16 protein-coding genes are annotated in these 20,037 nt (G+C 73.6%); 7 read left to right on the top strand and 9 right to left on the bottom strand.

Features of this window, described 5'->3' with window-relative positions:
- Positions 1-10 precede the first annotated feature (10 nt).
- Positions 11-265 carry a type II toxin-antitoxin system RelE family toxin gene (locus tag A1QA_RS0111760; RefSeq protein ID WP_017179106.1) on the bottom strand — a complete coding sequence of 85 codons (255 nt, stop codon included), beginning with the start codon at positions 263-265 and terminating at the stop codon, positions 11-13.
- 25 nt (positions 266-290) lie between these two features.
- Positions 291-539: a type II toxin-antitoxin system Phd/YefM family antitoxin gene (locus A1QA_RS0111755; RefSeq protein WP_017179105.1), complete on the bottom strand. Its 249-nt coding sequence runs from the start codon at positions 537-539 to the stop codon at positions 291-293.
- A gap of 125 nt (positions 540-664) precedes the next feature.
- Between A1QA_RS0111755 and A1QA_RS0111750 the strand changes: the two genes are divergently transcribed.
- Both A1QA_RS0111750 and A1QA_RS0111745 read left to right on the top strand, forming a co-directional pair.
- On the top strand, positions 665-2,032 hold the full coding sequence (locus tag A1QA_RS0111750) for an exonuclease SbcCD subunit D (protein ID WP_017179104.1): 1,368 nt from the start codon (positions 665-667) through the stop codon (positions 2,030-2,032).
- A complete protein-coding gene (locus A1QA_RS0111745) occupies positions 2,029-5,199 on the top strand; it encodes an AAA family ATPase (RefSeq protein ID WP_017179103.1) in 3,171 nt (1,056 codons plus the stop codon). The genes A1QA_RS0111750 and A1QA_RS0111745 overlap by 4 nt, the downstream gene beginning before the upstream one ends.
- Before the next feature lie 58 nt (positions 5,200-5,257).
- On the opposite strand, the gene A1QA_RS0111740 is transcribed toward A1QA_RS0111745, so the two are convergent.
- From A1QA_RS0111740 to A1QA_RS0111730, 3 genes are read right to left on the bottom strand one after another with little or no spacing between them, the layout of a single operon-like run.
- Positions 5,258-5,728 carry a DUF6912 family protein gene (locus A1QA_RS0111740; protein WP_017179102.1) on the bottom strand — a complete coding sequence of 157 codons (471 nt, stop codon included), beginning with the start codon at positions 5,726-5,728 and terminating at the stop codon, positions 5,258-5,260.
- 16 nt (positions 5,729-5,744) lie between these two features.
- A complete protein-coding gene (locus tag A1QA_RS0111735) occupies positions 5,745-7,172 on the bottom strand; it encodes a CpaE/TadZ family protein (protein WP_017179101.1) in 1,428 nt (475 codons plus the stop codon).
- 1 nt (position 7,173) lies between these two features.
- Complete coding sequence (locus tag A1QA_RS0111730; protein ID WP_017179100.1) at positions 7,174-7,938, bottom strand: hypothetical protein; 765 nt, start codon at positions 7,936-7,938, stop codon at positions 7,174-7,176.
- A 114-nt stretch (positions 7,939-8,052) separates the two neighbouring features.
- Here A1QA_RS0111730 and A1QA_RS0111725 point away from each other — a divergent pair, with 114 nt between their 5' ends.
- Positions 8,053-8,274: a helix-turn-helix domain-containing protein gene (locus A1QA_RS0111725; protein ID WP_026048904.1), complete on the top strand. Its 222-nt coding sequence runs from the start codon at positions 8,053-8,055 to the stop codon at positions 8,272-8,274.
- Positions 8,275-8,290: 16 nt separating this feature from the next.
- On the opposite strand, the gene A1QA_RS0111720 is transcribed toward A1QA_RS0111725, so the two are convergent.
- The gene (locus tag A1QA_RS0111720; RefSeq protein ID WP_244266152.1) at positions 8,291-8,824 is read right to left on the bottom strand and encodes a Fis family transcriptional regulator; all 534 of its coding nucleotides are present in this window, start codon (positions 8,822-8,824) and stop codon (positions 8,291-8,293) included.
- Positions 8,825-8,973: 149 nt separating this feature from the next.
- Between A1QA_RS0111720 and A1QA_RS16065 the strand changes: the two genes are divergently transcribed.
- Both A1QA_RS16065 and A1QA_RS16585 read left to right on the top strand, forming a co-directional pair.
- Entirely contained in the window at positions 8,974-9,897 is a 924-nt protein-coding gene (locus A1QA_RS16065) for a LysM peptidoglycan-binding domain-containing protein (RefSeq protein WP_017179097.1), read from the top strand.
- Positions 9,898-9,996: 99 nt separating this feature from the next.
- Positions 9,997-10,527, top strand: a complete 531-nt coding sequence (locus A1QA_RS16585; RefSeq protein WP_244266151.1) for an Rv3235 family protein — start codon at positions 9,997-9,999, stop codon at positions 10,525-10,527.
- Between the two features lie 912 nt (positions 10,528-11,439).
- Here the strand turns inward: A1QA_RS16585 and secA are convergent.
- Positions 11,440-14,274 carry a preprotein translocase subunit SecA gene (gene secA / locus A1QA_RS0111705; protein ID WP_017179095.1) on the bottom strand — a complete coding sequence of 945 codons (2,835 nt, stop codon included), beginning with the start codon at positions 14,272-14,274 and terminating at the stop codon, positions 11,440-11,442.
- A gap of 322 nt (positions 14,275-14,596) precedes the next feature.
- Here secA and A1QA_RS14635 point away from each other — a divergent pair, with 322 nt between their 5' ends.
- Complete coding sequence (locus tag A1QA_RS14635) at positions 14,597-15,511, top strand: ComF family protein (protein WP_017179093.1); 915 nt, start codon at positions 14,597-14,599, stop codon at positions 15,509-15,511.
- 261 nt (positions 15,512-15,772) lie between these two features.
- On the top strand, positions 15,773-16,402 hold the full coding sequence (hpf, locus tag A1QA_RS0111690; RefSeq protein WP_017179092.1) for a ribosome hibernation-promoting factor, HPF/YfiA family: 630 nt from the start codon (positions 15,773-15,775) through the stop codon (positions 16,400-16,402).
- 93 nt (positions 16,403-16,495) lie between these two features.
- Here hpf and A1QA_RS0111685 read toward each other — a convergent pair whose 3' ends face one another.
- Both A1QA_RS0111685 and mtrB read right to left on the bottom strand, forming a co-directional pair.
- Positions 16,496-18,226, bottom strand: a complete 1,731-nt coding sequence (locus A1QA_RS0111685; RefSeq protein WP_026048902.1) for an LpqB family beta-propeller domain-containing protein — start codon at positions 18,224-18,226, stop codon at positions 16,496-16,498.
- The gene (gene mtrB / locus A1QA_RS0111680; protein ID WP_051000652.1) at positions 18,223-20,034 is read right to left on the bottom strand and encodes an MtrAB system histidine kinase MtrB; all 1,812 of its coding nucleotides are present in this window, start codon (positions 20,032-20,034) and stop codon (positions 18,223-18,225) included. The genes A1QA_RS0111685 and mtrB overlap by 4 nt, the downstream gene beginning before the upstream one ends.
- Positions 20,035-20,037: the final 3 nt, after the last annotated feature.

Raw genomic sequence — 20,037 nt, 5'->3', positions numbered from 1 at the left:
CCCTTATCCCTCAGCGGTATACCTCGCGGCGGTGCCCCACGGTCACGACGACGACGAGTAGCACGCCGTCATCGATCGTGTAGATGATGCGGTAGTCGCCCACGCGCGCTCGCCACGCCGGTCGGCCCCTCAAGGGCTTCGCGCCAGGAGGCCTGGGGTCGGCGGCCAGGAGGGCGATGGCGCCCTGGATGCGCGCGCGATCCTTGGCGTTGATGCGTCGCAGCGCCTTGAGGACGCTCGGGCGGACCTCGATGCGGTAGGCCATATGAGTTGAACGCTCAGCGCCGGGGTCAGTCCAGGCCGAGATCGGCCTTGACCTCTTCCCAGGGGATGTTCGGGCCCTCCTCGGCCATCGCGGCGTCGAAGGCCGCAGCGTCCGCCTGGTCCTCCAAGGCCTGGAGCATCCGCTCGTAGGCGTCAGGACTGATGAGCACCGCCGCAGCCGTTCCTCGACGGGAGAGGGTAACCGCCTCATCGCGCGCATGGTCGACGAGCGTGGGGAGCGTCGCCCTGGCCTCGGAGATCGTCACAGTCACCATGGAAGGAGTGTACAACGAGCATATTCAAATGTACATATTCTTCGGGCGGGGTCGATCCATCGACGTCGGCCCGCTCGCATCAAGGGCGGCGGATTCATGTCGGTGGGTTGTGAGACAGTGTCGGCATGCGGATCCTCCACACCTCGGACTGGCATCTGGGCCGGACCTTCCACGGCCGCGTCCTCGACGACGCCCATGCCTTCTTCGCCGACCACCTCGTCGAGCTCGTCGCCGAGGAGCGGATCGACGCCGTCGTCATCTCCGGGGACGTCTACGACCGCGCCATCCCGCCGAATGACTCGGTGGCCCTCCTCGATAGCGCCCTGCGCCGCCTGACCGAGCGGACCCGGGTCATCCTCACCCCCGGGAACCACGACTCCGCGCGGCGCCTCGGCTTCGCCGCGGACCTCATGGGCGAGCGCCTCCTCATCCGCGCCCGCACGAGCGGGCTGGACCGCGGCATCGTCCTGCCGGACGCCGACGGCCGGGACGCCCTCATCGTCCACGCCCTGCCCTACCTCGATCCCGACGCCGCCCGCGAGTCCCTGCCCCCACTGCTCGCCGCGCGCCTCGGGGAGCGGGTCGGGGAGGATGACGCTGGCGAGTCTGGCGCTGAGGCCCGGGAGGAGGGCGCCCCAGCGAGCGACGACGACGGCGCCCTGGGCGACGGGCCCGGCGACGCCGCTCCTCCCGCGACCCCCGCCCGCCTGCCGCGCTCCCATGAGGCCGTCGTCTCAGCCGCGCTCAGGCTCGTGGCGCCGGACCTGGCGCGCCTGCGCGCGGGACGCTCCTCCCGCCTGCCGAGCCTGCTCATGGCTCACGCCTTCGTCGTCGGCGGCCAGGCCAGTGAGTCCGAGCGGGATATCCGCGTGGGCGGGGTCGATTCCGTGCCGGCGGGCGTATTCGCCAACCTCGGCGGATCGATGGCGGCGCCGGAGGCGGGCGGGATCGATTACGTGGCACTCGGCCACCTCCACCGCCCCCAGGAGCTCGCCCGCCCCACCGCTCCCGGCGGCGCGCCAGGCCCGCGCCTGGCCTACTCCGGGTCGCCGCTCGCCTTCTCCTTCGATGAGACCGGCGCCAAATCATCGATCATCGTGAGCCTGGGGGCGCAAGGAGTGGAGTCCCTGGAGCGCGTGCCCGCACCGGTCACGCACCGTGTGGCCACCGTGCGCGGAACCATGGAGGAACTCCTCTCCCCCGCCCATGACGACGCCGCGGGCGCGTGGGTGCGCGCCATCCTCGTCGGCGATCGCCCGCCCGGCGCCCTCGCCAGGCTCAAGGAGCGCTTCCCCGACCTCCTCGCCTTCAGCCATGAGGCGCCCGAGCGCGCGAGGCGGGAGCGGATCGCCGTCACCTCCGCGGTCGACCCGATGACCGTGGCCGAGGGCTTCCTCGCCGACGTCACCGGCACCAGCCCCAGCCCCGACGACCTCGCCGTCATGCGCGGCGCCTACGAGGCCGCGCTCAAGACCGGGAGGAGCGCGCGATGAGGATCCACTCGCTCACCATGACCGCGATCGGCCCCTACCCGGGCACCGAGCGGATCGACTTCGACGCCTTCGGCGACTCGGGGCGCTTCCTGCTCACCGGCCCCACCGGCTCGGGCAAGACCACCATCATCGACGCCATCGTCTTCGCGCTCTACGGCGCCGTCGCCGACGCCGACGACTCCTCCAAGGACCGCATCCGCTCCACCCTGGCCAGCCCGGAGGTGGAGAGCGTCGTCGAGCTCGTCTTCTCCACGAGTGCCGGCATCTACCGGGTGCGGCGCACCCCCGCCTACGAGCGCGCCAAGAAGCGCGGCAGCGGGACCACCACCCAGGGCGCCACCATCAAGCTCTGGCGCCTGTCGGAGGTCGGCGGTGAGGCCCTCGACGAGCCCGTCACACGCGCCGAGGACGCCGGCGCGGAGATCACCCGCGCGGTGGGGCTCAGCCGCGAGCAGTTCACCCAGACCGTCGTGCTCCCGCAAGGGAAGTTCGCCCGCTTCCTGCGCTCCACCTCGGCCGACCGCCAGGAGCTCCTGCGCGATGTCTTCGGCACCGGCCTCTACCAGCGCATCGAGGAGCAGCTCAACGCCGACTCCGCGCAGGAGCGCAAGCGGGTCGAGGCGGCTCGCACCAGGCTTGCCTCAGCCGGGGCCGGCCTTGCCGGGCTCCCCCAGGTGGGCGCCGCCGATCTCCCCGAGGAGACCACCGCTCCCCTCGTCGCCAATAGCTCCGTGCCCGAAGCCGCCGCCATGCGCGGCGCAGCGCGGGCTATCAGTGAGGCCTCTGCCGCTCGCGCCGAGGAGGCGGGCCAGCGGCGCGCGGCCGCCGCTGAGGCAGAGCAGCGCTCCCGCGACGCGCTGGAGGCCGCGCGCACCACCCACGAGGCGCTTGAGCGGCGCGCCGAGCTCCTCGCCGAGCAGGCCGCCGTGGAGGCGCGGGCCGAGGAGGACTCATCACGCGCCGAGAGCCTTGCCGCGGCCGAGCGCGCCGCCCGGGCACTGCCCGCCATCGACGCCGCGGCCCGCGCCGCGCGGGCGGCCGGGGAGGCGGTGAGCGCCCTGCGCGCGCTGGTGGAGGCCCCAGCCGAGGACGGCGTCGCCGCCCATGTGGCGCAGCTGCGCGATCAGCTGACGGCTGCCGCCGCTCCCCTGCTCGCCCAGGCCGAGGCCGCTTGGCAAAGCCTGCCCGAGGCCGCTCCGAGCGGCGAGGCCGGGGGCGATGCCGCTGCCGGAGAGCCCAACGTCGGAGAGCCCGCCGCTCTGGAGGAGCTGGCGGCCAGCCTCGCCCAGGAGGAGGGGGCCCTGTCGGCCCTCGTGAGGACCGAGGAGGGCCTGGCGGGAAAACTCGCGGAGGCGGAGGCCCTTGAGGCCGCGCTGGAGCCGATCCGCTCGCGTGTCGCCGCCATCGAGGAGGAACTGACCACCGCCTTGCCCGAGCAGGAGCGCCTCCTGCGCGAGCAGCTCGAGGCCGCGCAGGAGGCAGCGGCCCGCCTCGACGGCCTCATCGCCGAAGAGAAGGCCGCCACCGCCCGCAACACGGCCGCGCAGTCCGTCCCCGCCCTCGCCAGGCGCGTCGAGGAGAGGGCGGCGGCGCTCACCGCCGCCACCGGGCACGCGGGCGAGGCCGCGCGGAGGGTCACTGCCGCCCGCGCGGCCTGGATCTCGTCGACCGCGGGAGCCCTGGCCGGTGAGCTCCACGACGGCGAGCCCTGCCCCGTCTGCGGCGCCGTCGAGCACCCCTCCCCTGCCATCGAGGGCGGCGAGCCCACCACCCGGGCCGATATCGAGGCCGCCGAGGCCGCCGCGAGGCAGGCCGAGGACGCCCTGGAGAACGCGCGCCGCGAGCACGACGCCGCCGAGCACGCCCACGCGCAGGCCCTTAAGGACGCCGAGGAGGCCACGCCCGAGGAGGCCGCCACCGCGCTGGCCGACGCGCGGGCGGCGCTCGCCAGGGCCCGCGAGCGCGCCGCCTCCCAGACGTCCCTTCGCGAGAAGCTGGAGCGGCACGGGCAGCGGGCGCAGGCGCTGCGCGAGGAGCAGACCGGGCTGAAGGCCCGCCAGGTCGAGGACGCTGAGCGCGCGCGTGCCCTGCGCGAGGCCCACGCCGCTGACGTCGCCGCCTGCCAGAGCGCCCGCGGCCCCTGGGAGTCCATCACCGCGCGCCGCCAGGACCTGGGCAGCGCCGCCGCATCGGCCCGCGCCACTGCCACCGCCGTATCGCGCGCCAGCGGCGCCCTCCAGGACGCCGGCCGGGCGCGCCAGGAGGCGCGCGCCGCGCTGGAGGCGGAGGAGTTCACGACTGAGGCCTCGGCGCGCTCGGCCGCCCTGCCCCCGAGTGAGCTCACTTCCCTGAGAACGGCGGTCGCGGCGGCGGTCGCGCAGCGCGACCGCGTCGCGCGGGAACTGGCCGCCCCCAGGATCGCCGGGCTGCCCGAGGACCAGGCCGATCCGCTCCCGGCTGCCCAGGACGTCCACGCCGCTGCGAGCGGGACCCTCCAGGAGGCGGCCGACGCCGCCTCGCGGGCCTCGGAGGCGCACCGCCAGGTGGAGCACGCCGTGGCCGGCGTCGTCACGGCGGCGGATGCCTACGAGGCCGCGCTCGGGAGCGCCGAGGCCCTCCTGCGCGTCGCCGATCTCGCGCGCGGCCACAACCCGGCGGCCACGCCCCTGTCCTCCTGGGTGCTGCTCAGCCGCTTCGAGGAGGTCCTGGTCTTCGCCAATGAGCGCCTGACCGAGATCTCCTCGGGCCGCTACGAGCTCATCCGGGTCGACGATGAGTCCGGGTCCCGCGCCCACCGCAAGGGCCTGGGGCTCGCCGTCGTCGATCACCTCGACGAGCACGACGAGGGGCGCGCCCGCGACCCCAAGACGCTCTCCGGCGGGGAGACCTTCTACGTCTCCCTCGCGCTGGCCCTGGCGCTGGCCGATGTGGTGAGCGCCGAGTCCGGCGGGGTCAGCCTCGACACCCTGTTCATCGACGAGGGCTTCGGCACGCTCGACCCGGCCACGCTCAGCGCCGTCATGGCCCAGATCGATCGCCTGCGGGCCGGTGGGCGGACGGTCGGCATCGTGTCGCATGTGGCAGAGCTGCGCGAGCAGATCCCGGACCGCATCACGGTGCGCCGCCTGGGAGGCGGGGCCTCCTCCCTCACCGTCACCGGCGCCTGAGCCCGCGCGGGACCGCTCGGTCCTCCGCGCTGGCTGCGGCGACGCGGGAGAGGCGGGATCAGAACCCGAGCTCGGAGGCGAGGGCGGGGCGCTCGGAGACGTCGTACCAGAGGAGGTCCGCCTCGGCGGCGCGCTCGAAGGCCTCCTCGTCACCCGTGCGGGCGGAGCGCACATCGGGCTCCGCCTCGGGGCCGTCGATGAGGATCGCGGCGACGTCGTCCCATGAGACATCCGCCTCCAGGCCCACCGTGCCGGGAAGCACGTCCTCTGAGGGCTCGAGCTCGCGCGCCGAATCGGCGTCGACGTCGGCCGCGATGACCACGCGGCGGTCCGCCAGGCCGCTCGCGCCCGGCTCGGCCAGGAGCAGGACGGAGGCGTCGGCGGCGCACAGGCTCGCCGAGACCTCCAGGCCCTCCTCATCCTCATCAGGCAGGGCGGCGGCCAGGGAGGCGGTCGCGGCGTGAGCCCGGCGGGCGGTGATGGGATCGGCGGCGAGGTCGGCGGCCGTGGCGGGCAGGTAGATGCGCATGGGCCTAGTGTGCCCGTCAGCGGCTGTGTCGCCCGCCCCCGGCGACGCGCGTGTTCCCACCGCTTCCACCAGAGGCCTCCTTCCTCCGGCCCCACGATCCTCGCCGCGTGCGGGAGCGGGCGGGCCGCGAGCAGTCGGCGGACGGGTCGAGGGCGTCCACCAACCCGGCCAGTGCCCTGCCCAGCGGGGATCCGGGGCACAGGTCGAGGACGGCGCGGGCCTCCAGGAGGCAGCGGTCGGCCGTCTCAGCATCCTCGGGCAGCAAGATCAGATCGGCGACGCCGCCGAACCTGCCCAGGGACTCGCGCACCGCCCGCGCCGGCGAGGGCCCGGCGGCCGAGGAGCGCACCCGGTTGACGACGACGCGGGGCGCGCGCCCGGCGCCCAGCGCCTCCTCGCAATCGGCGAGCAGCTGGAGGAGGCGGCGAACGCCGATCGGGTCACCCGACCCCACGAGCAGGACCTCGTCGGCCTGGCGCAGGAGCTCGGCGGCCATGGCCCCGCGCCCGGGCTCCAAGGAGTACTCGTCAACGGCGTCGTCGATCGGCCCGCCCGCGAGGTCCACCACCGTCCAGGCGGCGGCGCGGCGGGCCCGCTCCCAGACGGCGCTCATCGCCACCGGTGGCAGCTCCCTCCAGCGCCCCGGCCTGCCGAGCCCGGACAGCAGGCCCGCCCCGGCGCCGATCGGCATGATGAGCCTGGCGAGGGCCTCGTCATCCAGGCGCCCGTGGGCGGCCAGGCGCGCGGCTGTGGCCAGCGAGGAGGAGTCCTCGGGCAGGCCGAGCATCTCTGTCAGGCTCGGGGCTTCGATGTCGGCGTCGACGAGAAGCGCCCCACCGGCGGCTGCCAGGCCGTGCGCGAGGCTGGCGGCGATCGTGCTGCGCCCGGGCGCGCCGTGGGGCCCCCAGACCGCCACGATCCTCCCCCGCCGATCACTCGCGGGAACCGGGGCGGGCGCCTCCGGAGGAGGCGGCTCGGGCTCCCCCGCGAGCCGCGCCGCCGGCTGGCCAGGGGGCGCAGTGCTGACGGTGCTGGCGGCGTTGGCAGTCATCGCCGCGCCGCCCCAGCCCCCGGCGGGAGGCGGGGGGACCGCCTGGCGGGCCAGGGCCAGGAGGGCGCCGCGCACCTCGGCTGGCTGGGCGCCCGCGCCCAGGACCGTCCAGCCGGGCATGGACCACTGGCGCTCCTCGCCGGCGGGCACGAGGAGCACGCCGACGGCGCCGCAGCGCGTGATCCGGTCGATGACGGCCCGATCGACGTCGTCGAAGGCCGTCTCGAGGACGACGAGCGAGGCGAGCCCGGCCATGGCAGCGCCCACGAGGTCGGTGAGGTCCGCGCATCGGCGCACGACTCGGAGCCCGGAGCCGGGTGCGTCGATGGCCCGCAGCGTCTCCGTGTCCGAGCCAGCCAGCCCTAGGAGAACGCCGCTCGCTGGCGCCGCCATATCAGGAGCCCTGCCCGGTGGGCACGATCACGAGGGGCCGCCCCGAGCCGACGGCGGTGAGGACGTCGGCGACGGCCTCCTCGGGCACGAGCACTTCCACCGTGGTGGTCTCGGTGGACACGAGGCTGGCGCGCTCCTGGTTGACGGCGCGGATGACGAGGCCCTGGGCCACCACTCGCGCCTGGCCATCGCCACCCTGGGCGGCGCTGCCCGCGGAGGCGGCGCCGGGCGAGGCCTGGGGCGTCGCCGCGCCGGCCGCGGGGGCCGCTGATCCGGCGGATCGCAGGGAGCCCCCGTCCGGCAGCTGCCACAGGTCGACGCCGTCGCCCGCGCCGGTGCCCTTGGGCAGTCCGAGGGAGGCCTCGATGACGATCGAGCGCTGGGAGGTGCCGGAGGCGGGCGCGACGGCGGCCGAGGGCAGCAGCTCGCCCTTGCCCAGGGATCGGGTGGCGACAGCACCGGCGGGCAGGCTCCCCGCGGACACGTAGGAGCCCGAGCCCGGGTGGGAGTCGACGAGGGTGAGGACGCCGTCGGCGGTGAGGTCCGTGCCGGGGGCGACGTCGCGCGTGAGGACGTAGACCTCCTGGGTGCCCGCGGCGGAGTCGACCGCCCAGGTGCCCAGGGCGACGGCGGCGCCGACGAGAGCGAGCCCGCCGGCGAGGCGCGGGTCGCGCCAGCCGGGGCGCCGCCAGCGCGCGGGGGCCGAGGATGGGGAGGTCGGGGATGGGATGGGGGTGGTGGCCTGGGAGCGCCGGGCGGCTGGCACGAGATCCTCCTTGACGATTCGCAGCCGATCCTGATGATCGTTGATGGCTTTTCGTTATCCACAGGGATGCTCGATGGGTAGCGCGCCCAGGGTGCGCGGTGAGACCATCGTGCCATGCCCAGACGCTTCTTGACTATCGCTGATGTGGCCGACCAGCTCCAGCTCTCAGCGCAGGGCGTGCGCGCGCTCATCCAGTCCGGCGATCTGCCCGCGATCCAGGTGGGTGCGCGCCACCTGTGGCGGATCGAGGAGGCGGCGCTGGATGAGTACATCGACCGCCAGCTCAGCGCGACCCGCGAGATGATCGCCTCGGGCCGCCTGTCGGGCGAGTCCTGAGGGGCCCGAGCCCTGCCTATCGGCTCCGGACGAGGTCGATCTCGGCGAAGGCGACGCTGATCCTGGCCGGCCGCCCGGCGACGGCGGCGTCCAGGAGGTCGACATGGTCGGCGCCGACGCGCACGATCCGCCCGACGACGTCGCCCGCGGGCATCGCCAGGCGGACCCGTGATCCTCTGCGCCCGAGCTCCCGGAGCACGGTGGCCAGGGTCGCGCGCGAGGGGCGCCGCGGATCCGGGGCCGCCGCGGCGAGCCCGGTCACCAGGGCGATCGAGGCGAGGGGGACGACCGCCTGAAGCCCGTCGGGCTCGTCGATGAGCGCGATCCCGTCCCCCATCTGGGCCAGGACGCCGTCGACGTCGTTGCCGCAGCGGGTGCGCAGCCGGATCTGCTGCCCGACGCGCCCCCGGAGCCGATCGACGAGGCGGATGAGCGCGGCGTCGGCGGCGGCGCTCTCGACGCTCTGGGCAGCGATCTGCGCCCGCCGCTCGGCGTCGAAGCGGTTCTCCAGATCGTCCAGCATCCGGCTCCAGCCCGCGGCTCCATCCATGGGCGTAGCCCACCACGGCCGGCGCTCGCCAGCAAGACCGGCGGGTCGGGAAGCGGGAAGGACACAACGCCCAAGCCATCCTCTTGACGCATCTCACACAATCATGCATCCTTAAACATCATCAAACATGATCGTGAGGGGATGGGAGCATGACCGTCACACGTCGCCTTCTTCTCGTGGCCGCCGCGAGCGCCGCCGCCACCATCGCGCTCGTCCTGGCCAGCGCGGACGCACTGAGCGCACTGGCGCGCACGGATCCCACCTGGTGGGGACGCGCCGAGCTGAGCGCGGCACTGGTGGCCGCTCTCGCCGGGATCGGGGCCCTCGGTGCCGCGTGGCACCTGCTCTCCGCGGTTGTCGCGATCGCCGCGACCCGGGAGCCCCGGAACCGCCTCACCCGGACGGCCCTGGATCACTGGGGAGCACCGCTCGTCCGGAGGATCGCCGTGGGCGCGCTCTTGGCGGGCATGGCCGCGGCGCCGGCCGCGGCGGCGGAGAACCCCGGCCCGGAGTCACCGGATCTGGGCTGGCAGCCCACGAGCACTCAGACCGAGCCCGCCGGCATCCCAGCCGGCCCTGGCTCACCAGCCCCAGAGGCGCCCTCCGACTCCTCGACAGGCTCCGGCTCCGCCGCACCGGCGGCCGCCGCCCCGGACGCGTCCGCCCCATCCTCGCCGTCAGGGGCGCCCGGCACTGCCCCGGCCGCCGAGCCCTCCAGCGCGGGCGCCGCCGACGGCAGCGGTGGTCAGCAGGGCGGCGGGCCGGCTGACCAGGCCTTCGGAGCGCCGTCGTCCCAGGAGCGGGCGACTGGTCCCGCCCAGCGCGCTGGGGGCGATGCCTCGTCGGGCGCGGCCGGGCACCAGGACACGCTCGTCGTGGAGCCCGGGCAGAGTCTGTGGTCGATCAGCGCGGCGAGACTCGGGCCCCAGGCCTCCGCTGCGGATATCGCCCGGGCCTGGCCGCGCCTCTACCAGGCCAACAGGGAGGCCATCGGCCCTGAGCCCGGCCTCATCCATCCTGGCCTCAGGCTCGCCGTTCCCGACGGCATCACTGCCTCGGACCAGGGCTCCTAGCGGCGCCCGCACCGCCGTCCGTCTCACCATTCTTCCCGATCTCCCGCGAAGCCCTGACACGCGCATCCACCCATCACCGACGATGAAATGGAGCCCGTCATGAGCGCCCTCCTCGAAGCCCCCGCACCGTCCCTCGAGCTGCGCCAGACCCATGCCCTGGCCTCCCCGCTGGTTCCCGCGAGGCCGGCGCGTCGCGTCGTCATCGGCGCGGCGCGGGTGCCAGCCCCCGCACCAGCCCAGTCGCGGGCCAGTGCTTCGGCGTTCCCCCGGTCGGCGCGCGCCGATCGTGCGGATCCTCCTCAGGGCGCGGATGCCGCCCGCGCTGCGCGCGTCCTCATCACCGCGGCCGTGGAGGTGCTCCTCGGGCTGCGGGCGCCGAGCCAGCTCGACCGCTGGACGGAGCCGGATCTCATGGACGCCCTGCTACGGCGCGCGGGACTCGCCCTGAGGCACTCGGGGGCGGCCCGCAGGCCCGGGCCGATCGTCCGCTCGGTCCACACCCAGCCGACCGCCAACGGGGAGTGCGAGGCCACGGTGCTCCTCGACTGCGGGGGCCGTGTCCGGGCGGCCGCCGCCCGCCTCGTCCCGCGCCGGGAGAAGTGGGTGCTGGCGAGCCTGGAGGTGATCTGAGGTGAGTCCTGGCACATGTGAGTCTCTGGCGCTCTGGCGGCGCCGAGCTCGTTCCATGAGCCACGAACCGCTTGGATGTGAGGCGCCTCACTCGACTTTTCCGCATGACCTGGTCGAAAACCGGGTGACGGGACCTCCCGGGAAGCATCGCTGGCGCTGTGGCGCCGACCTGCGACGATGTGCTCTAATGGTCTCGGTGTCGAAGCGGTCTGAGCGGTGCCCGAGGGCCGCCTGTGCTACCTGTCGCATCGCCCCTGGTCAGCAAGGGCGATTTCCGGGGTGGGTCAGAAGGCACCACGCGCCAGAAGGTGCATTCGCCGCCAACTCGCCGCCCCGTCGCCCCGGCCGAATGACACGCTCAGCGCGGGGCGGCGCCGCCTTTTCCTTGAGATCACGTCGGCTCGCTGCCCGCTCGCAGGCTCCCATGTGCAAACGGCCTGTCAATGCACATACGAGGCTTCGGGTTCCTCACCCCTCCCGCGCCATTCCAACGTTTCGCCTGCCGGACCCCGCCCTGAGCGTGTCATCTCCCGCAGTTCCGCTCCAGCATTCATCGAGAGCAGCACTGGGCCATCCAGGGCAGCGGTCGACCGTTGAAAGCAACGCTCCCCGTGATGCTCCCGAGGGCCTAGGGTCGCTCACGACCGCCCAGCGCCGCCCAGGCCCCTCTCCGCCTCGGCTGTCTGGACGGGGGTTCGAGCAACAGACCGGGGTCTTGCACCTCTGGACGGGGTCCCTACCCCCGTCCAGATGGGGAAGACCCCGGCCAGAGGGCCGAAACCCCGTCCAGAGGGTCACAGCGCGCCTATCGGGGGATGGTTCACCGGGCAGGCCCGCAACCCCAAGGCGCATCCACAACGACGCGACTCCCGCGTGCCGCCGCGGTTCACGCCCGCGCGGCGGGCTGGCGCGTCAGTGGCGCCTGCGCTTCTTCTTCGCGGCGCGGCGCTCGGCGCGGTTGGCGCCCTGGGGCGCCTCGCCGTCGTCGCTCGCGGCGGGGATCGCCTCAGCCGCGGGGATCGGGCCGCCCATGGCGGAGGTGGCCTCACCGTCCTCAGCGGGACCGGAGTAGGAGATCCGCTGGCTCATGGCCTCCTGGCCCATGTCCCCCATGACGGTGCCGCGCAGGCCAGCCGCAGCGCCGGTGGCGTCCGCGGCGGCCACCATGCGCGCGGCGTCGGCGGTGCCGTCGGCCTCGGCGCGCTCGGCGGCGGCCTTGAAGCGGGCGGCGTTGGCGAAGACCTGCTCGACGGTCTCCTCGCGGATGCCCTCCATCATCGCCTTGAACATGTGGGCGCCCTCGTTGGCGTACTCGACGAGCGGGTCCCTCTGGGCCATGGCGCGCAGGCCGATGCCCTCCTTGAGGTAGTCCATCTCGTAGAGGTGCTCGCGCCACCGCTTGTCGACGACGGCCAGCAGCACCCGGCGCTCCAGGGTGCGCATGGGCTCGCCACCGAGCTGGGCGTGGGCCAGGGCGTTGCCCTCCATCTGGGCCTCGGCGTCCTCGTAGGCGACGGCGGCGTCCTCGGTGAGCTCGGTGGCAAGGCGCTCGGGGGTGAGGCGGTCGATGCCGCCCACAGCGTCCTCGAGCTCCTCGGCGGTCAGGCCCACCGGGTAGAGGTGGCCCAGGTCGTTCCACAGGGCGTCGAGGTCCCACTCGTCAGGGCGACCCTCGGCGGTGCGGGCGGCCACGATGGTCTCCACCGCCTGGGAGCGGAAGTTCGCCATCTGGGGCTCGAGGTCCTCGCCGTCGAGCACGCGGCGGCGCTCGTCGTAGACCTTCTCGCGCTGCTCGGTCATGACGTCGTCGTACTTGAGGACGTTCTTGCGGATCTCGTAGTTGCGGGACTCCACCTGGCGCTGCGCCGAGGCGATGGCGCGCGAGACCATCTTGGACTCCAGGGGGACGTCGTCGGGGTAGGCGCCCGAGGACATGATGCGCTGGGCCGCCCCGGAGGCGAACATGCGCATGAGGTCGTCCTCCATGGACAGGTAGAAGCGGGACTCGCCGGGGTCTCCCTGGCGGCCCGAGCGGCCTCGCAGCTGGTTGTCGATGCGGCGGGACTCGTGGCGCTCAGTGCCCAGGACGTAGAGGCCGCCGAGCCCGACGACCTCGTCGTGCTCCTCGGAGCAGGCCTCCTTGGCGGCCGCCAGGGCGGCGGGCCAGGCCTTCTCGTACTCCTCGGAGTCTTCCTCCGGGTCGAGGCCGGCCTCCTTGAGGGCGGCGACGGCGATGTGCTCGGCGTTGCCACCCAGCATGATGTCGGTGCCTCGGCCGGCCATGTTGGTGGCCACCGTGACGGCGCCCTTGCGGCCGGCCAGGGCCACGACGGCGGCCTCGCGGGCGTGCTGCTTGGCGTTGAGGACCTCGTGGGAGATGCCGCGCTCGGTGAGCATGGCGGAGAGCTGCTCGGACTTCTCCACGCTCGTGGTCCCCACGAGGACGGGCTGGCCGGCCTCGTGGCGCTCCTCGATGTCGTCGACGACGGCGATGAGCTTGGCCTTGACGTTGGTGTAGACGAGGTCCGGCTGGTCGACGCGGATCATCGGCTTGTTCGTGGGGATCGGGACGACGCCGATCTTGTAGGTGCCGGCGAACTCGGCGGCCTCGGTCTCCGCGGTGCCGGTCATGCCGCAGCGCGAGCCCTCGGGGTAGAGGCGGAAGTAGTTCTGCAGGGTGATCGTGGCCAGGGTCTGGTTCTCGGCCTTGATCTCCACGCGCTCCTTGGCCTCGATGGCCTGGTGCATGCCCTCGTTGTAGCGGCGCCCGGGCAGGACGCGGCCGGTGTGCTCGTCGACGATGAGGACCTCGCCATCGCGCACGATGTAGTCCTTGTCCCGGTGGAAGAGCTCCTTGGCGCGGATGGAGTTGTTGAGGAAGCCGATGAGCGGGGTGTTCTCGGACTCGTAGAGGTTGTCGATGCCCAGGTAGTCCTCGACGCGCTCGATGCCGCGGGCCAGGACGCCCACGGTGCGCTTCTTCTCGTCGACCTCGTAGTCCTTCTCCGCCCTCAGGCGCTCGGCGATGGTGGCGAACTCCTTGTACCACTTGTTGACGTCCCCGGTGGCGGGCCCGGAGATGATGAGCGGGGTGCGGGCCTCGTCGATGAGGATGGAGTCGACCTCGTCGACGATGACGAAGGCGTGGCCGCGCTGGACGAGGTCCTCAGGGCGCTGGGCCATGTTGTCGCGCAGGTAGTCGAAGCCGAACTCGTTGTTCGTGCCGTAGGTGATGTCGCAGGCGTACTGCTTGCGGCGCTCGGCGGGGGTCTGGCCGGTGAGGATGCAGCCGGTGGTCAGCCCGAGGAAGCGGTGGATGCGGCCCATGAGGTCCGACTGGTACTCGGCGAGGTAGTCGTTGACCGTCACCACGTGGACGCCCTTGCCGGTCAGCGCGCGCAGGTAGGAGGGCAGGGTGGCGACGAGGGTCTTGCCCTCACCGGTCTTCATCTCGGCGATGTTGCCCAGGTGCAGCGCCGCGCCGCCCATGAGCTGGACGTGGTAGGGGCGCATGCCCAGCACGCGCTCGGCCGCCTCGGTGACGGTGGCGAAGGCCTCGGGCAGGAGCTCGTCGAGGGTCTCGCCCTCGTCGTAGCGCTTCTTGAGCTCGTCAGTGGCTTCGCGAAGCTCGTCATCGGTGAACTCGCTGTAGGCGTCGGCGAGGGCCTCCACCTGGGTCGCGAGGGCGTCGAGCCTCTTGAGGGTGCGTCCCTCACCGATGCGAAGGATCCGGTCGACGATCGACACGCTGCTTACTCCCTTGGACGTGGATGGGCCGCCCAGCCCCGAGCCACTGGATGAGTCCAGATGAGCCCAGAGCGCGGGCCTTGCACATGCTAGTGGACCGCCGCCCCGCTCCCCAAGGTGATCGGGACCTCCTCCCCAAACCGAGACCCGGCGCGGCCCCATCGGGCCGCCGCCTCCGACACGGCCGGCACGACGACGCCGGCCCGCCCGCGGCTCCACCGCATCGGGGCGCCGGGAACCACAGGGCGCGCGGCGCGGGCCATCCGACGCCCCTCGTGGGGAGCACCGGCCGCGGCCCGCCCCACGACCCGACACTGGTGGCGTGGCACCACTGGCATCATCGAGATCGCTGGCATCCCTGGCATCACTGGCGCGCCAGGCGCGGAGGGCCTGGCCCGCAGCGCTCCCTGCGGCCCTGGGGCTCGCGCTGCCCACGTCCTGCGCGGGCTGCGGCCGCTGGGAGACGGCGCTGTGCCCCGAGTGCGCGGCGCTCCTCCAGGCGTCCCTCGCCGAGGTCCGCGGCGCGCCAGCGGCGGAGGACCTGCGTGTCCACACGGTCCTGGCCTATGCCGGGCCCAGCCGCGCCCTCATCCTCAGCTGGAAGAACGGGGCCCGCGAGGACCTCGCACCCGCGATGGCCGCCGCGGGCCGGCGCGCCGGCGGCCAGTGGGTGGAGCTCTCCGGCTGGCCGGGCGCCGTGGGCGACGACGAGGCGCCCGGTCCTCCCCGCCTCCTCGTCGTCCCCGCGCCCTCCGGGATCGCGCGCCGGGCTCGCGGCAGGCTCGTGGCCGCCGACCTCGCCGACGCCGTCGCGCTGGGGATCTCCCGCGGCATCGCGCCGCCCCCGCCTCCTCAGCCCGGTGGGCCGGATATCCCCGCCCCGCTCATCGTCAGCGCGGACATCCTCCGGCGGGCGAGCGGGCGAGCCCTCGTAGGGGCGCACCAGGCGGGACTGTCCGCCGCGCAGCGCCGTCGGAACCGCTCCGCGCCTCCCAGGGTCCTGGCCGATGCCCGCGGCTGGGACGCGCTCATCGTCGATGACGTGGTGACCACCGGCGCCACGCTGCACTCCTGCGCGGTGGCGCTGTCCGGGGCGGGCGCGCGCCCACTCGGGGCACTGGTCCTGGCGGCCACGCCTCCCCCGGCCAGCACTGCCACAAGGGTTCCCGGCCCTGCTCCGGCGGGGGTGCCACACGAGCCCGCGCCGATAGGGCGCAGCGGAGCGAGCGCCTTCTGACATGCCCCTTCCGCCCCGGGCGATCGGGGCCCTGGACTGCCCAGGGAGAGCCCCAGAATGGTGTAGATTATGTGTCACAAGACACAAGGAGCGCGAGGGTCCGACGGAGGGTCCCATGGCCGGCGAGGACGCCGCGCAGCGCTCCCCCGCGACGCGCAGGAGGTGAGACCACCGCTCCAGAGCCCGCCGCGAGGCGCGGCGGGTGCCCCACCGCATCGGGTCCCGGTTCCCGGGCAGCCCAGGTTCCAGAAAGGTTCCACCATGGACATCACCGTCGTCGGCCGTAACGCTGAGATCAGCTCCCGCCTGCGCGACTACATCGAGGAGAAGGCCACCAAGGTCGAGCAGTTCGACCCCCGCGTCCAGCGCGTCGAGGTCGAGGTCACCCACGAGCGCAACCCGCGCCAGGCGGACACCGCCGAGCGGGTGGAGATCACCGTCATCTCCAAGGGCCCGGTCATCCGCGCCGAGGCCAGCTCCTCCGACCGCTTCGCCGCCTTCGACATCGCCATGGGGAAGTTGACCGAGCGACTGCGCCGTGCCCGTGATCGCAAGAAGGACCACCACCGCACGGACGCGGTTCCGGCCCCCAAGGACCTCCCCGTGGTGGAGGAGACGGTCGAGGTCGTCGAGGAGGTCGACGAGGCCCCCAAGGTTCCCACCAAGAAGGGCGTCGCCGTCGAGTCCCAGCTCGGGGACTCCCCCGTCGTCGTGCGCCAGAAGCTCCACGACGCCACGCCGATGACGGTTGAGGAGGCCCTCGACCACATGGAGCTCGTCGGCCACCCGTTCTACGTGTTCATCGAGAAGTCCACCAAGCAGCCCTGCGCGGTCTACCACCGCCACGGCTGGACCTACGGCGTCATCCGCCTCGACGCGCAGGTGCTCTGAGCGCTGGGCCGCCCAGCGCGCCAGCATCAGTCGGGCCCGCCCTCCCGTCAGGGGAGGGCGGGCCCGCGCCGTACCGGGCGATCCACCCGGCCGCTACATGATGGGGTAGCCGGCGTCTGTCACGGTGGTGGAGATGACCCGCCAGGTCCCCGAGCCCCTGCTCCACAGCTGGCCGTTGGGGTCGGACAGCAGCATCGTCTGGTCGAGGCGGTTGGCGGCGATCCCGGTGACGCCCGGCGGGCCCGGGGAGCGCGTGGCATCCAGTCCGCCCAGCGCCGCGACGGCGAGGCTGGGAGTGCCCTGATCCTCCTGGGCAGGCTCGAGGGCGATGAGCTCGGTGACGGAGTACCAGGCGAGCTCATGGGCGCCCTGCCCCGTCAGGCCGGTCACGGAGTAGGGGTCGCCCAGGGCGGTGGGGCGCCCGTCGCCGTCGCGGATGATCTCGGCGACGTCGACCCTCTCGCCGGAGGAGTCGGAGGGATGGGCGGCGTCGCGGTGGCGCACGGCGATCCGCGCGGACTCCGCCGAGATATCCATGCTGATGACACTGCGGCCCTCCAGCCAGGGGGCGGCCACCTCCGCCCTCACGCCACGGGCGTCGACGACGATGAGCCCGCCTTGGCTGGCGGTCCAGATCCATCGGTGCCTGTCCTGGCGAGGCGGGAGGAGGACGGCGGCATCGGCCGGGGAGTCGCCGACGGACAGGATCGAGGCGGCCTGCGTCCCACCGGGCGCGACCCGCAGAATGCTGGGCCCGGAGACGACGCAGACGCCCCCATCGACGCCGAGGGAGGGGTAGCGGGCCGCGGGTGTGCCCAGGGTGGAGGGCTGCATGAGGACGGCGCGGGTCGTGCTCGTGCCGCGCACCACCGCGCCGCCGCTCATCCCCACGACGGCGCCGGGCTCGGCGGCGGCGTCGAGCTGGGTGACCTGCGCCGACAGCCGCTGCTCGCCGGCCGTGACGACGACGGTGTCGATCCCGCCGATCCCCTTCATGGTGTCGGTGATCTGGGCGACGGCGAGGGCCTGCGTCTCGGAGTCCCAGGAGGAGGCGTCGGCGTGCAGGCGCACGGTGGCGGCGCGATCGACGATCTTGACGTCCTGGAGCCTGGTGCCGCTGGGGATCGCGCTGGTCGCCACGTCCTCCAGCCAGGCCGCCGGGCCCGCCAGGAGCGCCTCAATGGAGGCCTCCTCCAGGCGCTTGCGCGGCAGCCAGCGGGGGTCGGGGATGGCGCGGTCGCGCGCGGCGTTGAGGAACCAGATGCTCTGCTGGGTGAAGGCCGTGCGCAGCACGGAGCCCTGCACGAGCGCACCGGGCGGCGGCGAGGCGATCCGCCACTGCCCCGCCGAGGTGGTCACGAGGGTCAGGGTCGTCGAGTAGTCGACGCCCTCGGCGCTCAGCACGCCGGTGGAGTCGAGGCGGCCCTCCAGCCTCCCGGAGATGGAGACACCGCCGTCGTCGGCGCGCTGGACGGTGAGCTGCTGGGCGTCGGAGGCGAGCAGCAGCGGAGCGAGGGGCTGCCAGGAGTCGGCGGCGGAGTCGACGAGGAACTCGCGCGCGGTGGCGAATCCGTCGGAGAGCCCAGCGGTGCAGGCCCGTAGGAATCCCTCGACGATCGCCACCGGGTCCGCGCCGTCGACGGGACCGGGAGCCGTCTGCACGAGGACGTCGCCGCCCTCGTCGACGGCGTCGGATTGGAAGACGTCCCCGTCCATGGGGAGGCTGGAGCACGCCGCGAGAGAGCCCGTCCCTCCCAGGGCGAGCAGCGCCATGACCGCGCGCCTGCTCGGCGCGGGGGCCGGCGGCACGGGATCCCGGCTCATGAGGCCCTCCCGCCGGACACCTCCGGGGTGCGGGCGGTGGGAGCCTGGCCAGGAGCGATCACGGTGACATGCCCTGGCGCCGCTGGCGCGTCGGCGGCGGCCAGGGGCGTCTCCTCGTCCCCGTGGGCGCGCGCGGAGCGGCGCGAGACGGGCCCTGGGCCGAGGACCGTCCCGCCGACGGCCTCGGGGGCGCGGCGGGGCTTGACACGCGCGACCGCGGGAGCGTCGTCGGGGACGCACGGCAGGGGGCCGGGCTCGGCGTAACGGCCGGGGGCCCCACCCTCGCCGAGCTCGCGCGGGAGGGTGAGGAGGAAGGAGGCGCCGTCGGCGGGCCAGCCCCATGCCTGGAGCGAGCCGCCGTGGAGGTGGGCGTCCTCCGCGGAGATCGACAGGCCGAGCCCCGTCCCCCCCAGGGTGCGCTTGCGGGAGGGGTCGGCGCGGTAGAAGCGGTCGAAGACGCGACCGACGACGTCGGGGCTCATGCCCACGCCGTGGTCGCGCACGCGCACGGCGACGGCGTCGTCGCTCACGGCCATGGTGATATCGATCGGCTCGGACTCGGCGTGCTCGATCGCGTTGAGGATGAGGTTGCGCAGGATCCTCTGGACGCGCACGGAGTCCACCTCGGCCGTGGCGTCCTCGTCGGGGACCTGGAGGCGGATCTCGCAGCCCGAGGCCTGGATGTGCACCTCGTTGTCCTCCAGGACGCTGGAGAGCAGGTCGCGCAGATCGACCGTGTCGGCGCGCAGGGTGACCCGCCCGGAGTCGATGCGGGAGATCTCCAGCAGGTCGGTGAGCATGGTCTGGAATCGGTCGACCTGGCCGTGCAGGAGCACCGCGGCGCGCCGCACCAGGGGGTCCTCGATCTCCTCGCGGCCCTCGAAGATGTGCTCGGCGGCCATCTTGATCGTGGTCAGCGGGGTTCGCAGCTCATGGGAGACGTCGGAGACGAACAACTGCTGGGAGACGGACATGGCGTTGAGCCGGTCGATCTGGAACTGGATGGACTCCGCCATCATGTTGAAGGACGTGGCCAGAGCGGCCAGCTCGTCCTCCCCGTTGACGGCCAGCGGCTCGTCGAGCCTCCCCTCCGCCAGGCGCTTGGCTGCCAGGGATGTGCGCCGGACGGGGATGAGGACGCGCCAGGTGAAGATCGCGACCGCCAGGATGATGATGAGGAGGAAGCCGACGCCGGTGAGGACCACGGAGCGGGTGACCGTGTCCACCACCTGCTGCTGCGATTCCAGGGAGTAGACGATGTAGAGCTCGTAGTCGCCGGCCAGCGGCAGGGAGACCCGCGAGCCGACGACCATGCCGGGCACGGTCCCGGCCCGCTCACCCGGCACGGTCACGGACTGCCAGTACTGCCTGCCCGTCTGTCCGTTGCGGACCTCCCGCTCCATGCGGTCCGAGATGAGGCTGGTCAAGCGGTCATCGGTGGACAGGGTGTTGATGGACACCGAGGAGGACTCCCCGCTGCCCTGGACGACCGCGCCGATCGCCCCCGCGCCCGACGCCGAGTCGCTGATCCCCGACAACTCGGCCTGCACGGCGGCGGAGACCTCCTCGGAGGTGGAGGCCGTCGTCGTCGCGAGGGCCGCCTGGGCGGCGACGATGCGCTGCTGGGCGTTGGAGAGGATGGCGTCGCGCCGGTCGTTGAAGACGTGCTGCCGGATGGTGACGCTGACGATGCTCAGGAGGATGGCCGTGGCCAGGGCGCCGATGATGACCGCGCCCAGGATCATCCTGGCGACGAGGCTACGGCGGAAGAGGATCGTCGGGCGCCACCGGGCGCGCCGGGAGCGCACGGG

Source organism: Actinomyces timonensis DSM 23838, assembly GCF_000295095.1.
Classification (GTDB): Bacteria; Actinomycetota; Actinomycetes; order Actinomycetales; family Actinomycetaceae; genus Actinomyces; species Actinomyces timonensis.
The sequence above is the reverse complement of the archived record's forward strand: the minus strand, read 5'-3'. Positions and strand labels throughout refer to the sequence as shown.

Excerpts from the sequence above, each read along its gene's own strand:
- A1QA_RS0111760 (WP_017179106.1), bottom strand. The coding sequence starts at position 265 with ATGGCCTACCGCATCGAGGTCCGCCCGAGCGTCCTCAAGGCGCTGCGA.
- A1QA_RS0111755 (WP_017179105.1), bottom strand. The coding sequence starts at position 539 with ATGGTGACTGTGACGATCTCCGAGGCCAGGGCGACGCTCCCCACGCTC.
- A1QA_RS0111750 (WP_017179104.1), top strand. The coding sequence starts at position 665 with ATGCGGATCCTCCACACCTCGGACTGGCATCTGGGCCGGACCTTCCAC.
- A1QA_RS0111745 (WP_017179103.1), top strand. The coding sequence starts at position 2,029 with ATGAGGATCCACTCGCTCACCATGACCGCGATCGGCCCCTACCCGGGC.
- A1QA_RS0111740 (WP_017179102.1), bottom strand. The coding sequence starts at position 5,728 with ATGCGCATCTACCTGCCCGCCACGGCCGCCGACCTCGCCGCCGATCCC.
- A1QA_RS0111735 (WP_017179101.1), bottom strand. The coding sequence starts at position 7,172 with ATGGCGGCGCCAGCGAGCGGCGTTCTCCTAGGGCTGGCTGGCTCGGAC.
- A1QA_RS0111725 (WP_026048904.1), top strand. The coding sequence starts at position 8,053 with ATGCCCAGACGCTTCTTGACTATCGCTGATGTGGCCGACCAGCTCCAG.
- A1QA_RS0111720 (WP_244266152.1), bottom strand. The coding sequence starts at position 8,824 with ATGGATGGAGCCGCGGGCTGGAGCCGGATGCTGGACGATCTGGAGAAC.
- A1QA_RS16065 (WP_017179097.1), top strand. The coding sequence starts at position 8,974 with ATGACCGTCACACGTCGCCTTCTTCTCGTGGCCGCCGCGAGCGCCGCC.
- A1QA_RS16585 (WP_244266151.1), top strand. The coding sequence starts at position 9,997 with ATGAGCGCCCTCCTCGAAGCCCCCGCACCGTCCCTCGAGCTGCGCCAG.
- hpf (WP_017179092.1), top strand. The coding sequence starts at position 15,773 with ATGGACATCACCGTCGTCGGCCGTAACGCTGAGATCAGCTCCCGCCTG.
- A1QA_RS0111685 (WP_026048902.1), bottom strand. The coding sequence starts at position 18,226 with ATGAGCCGGGATCCCGTGCCGCCGGCCCCCGCGCCGAGCAGGCGCGCG.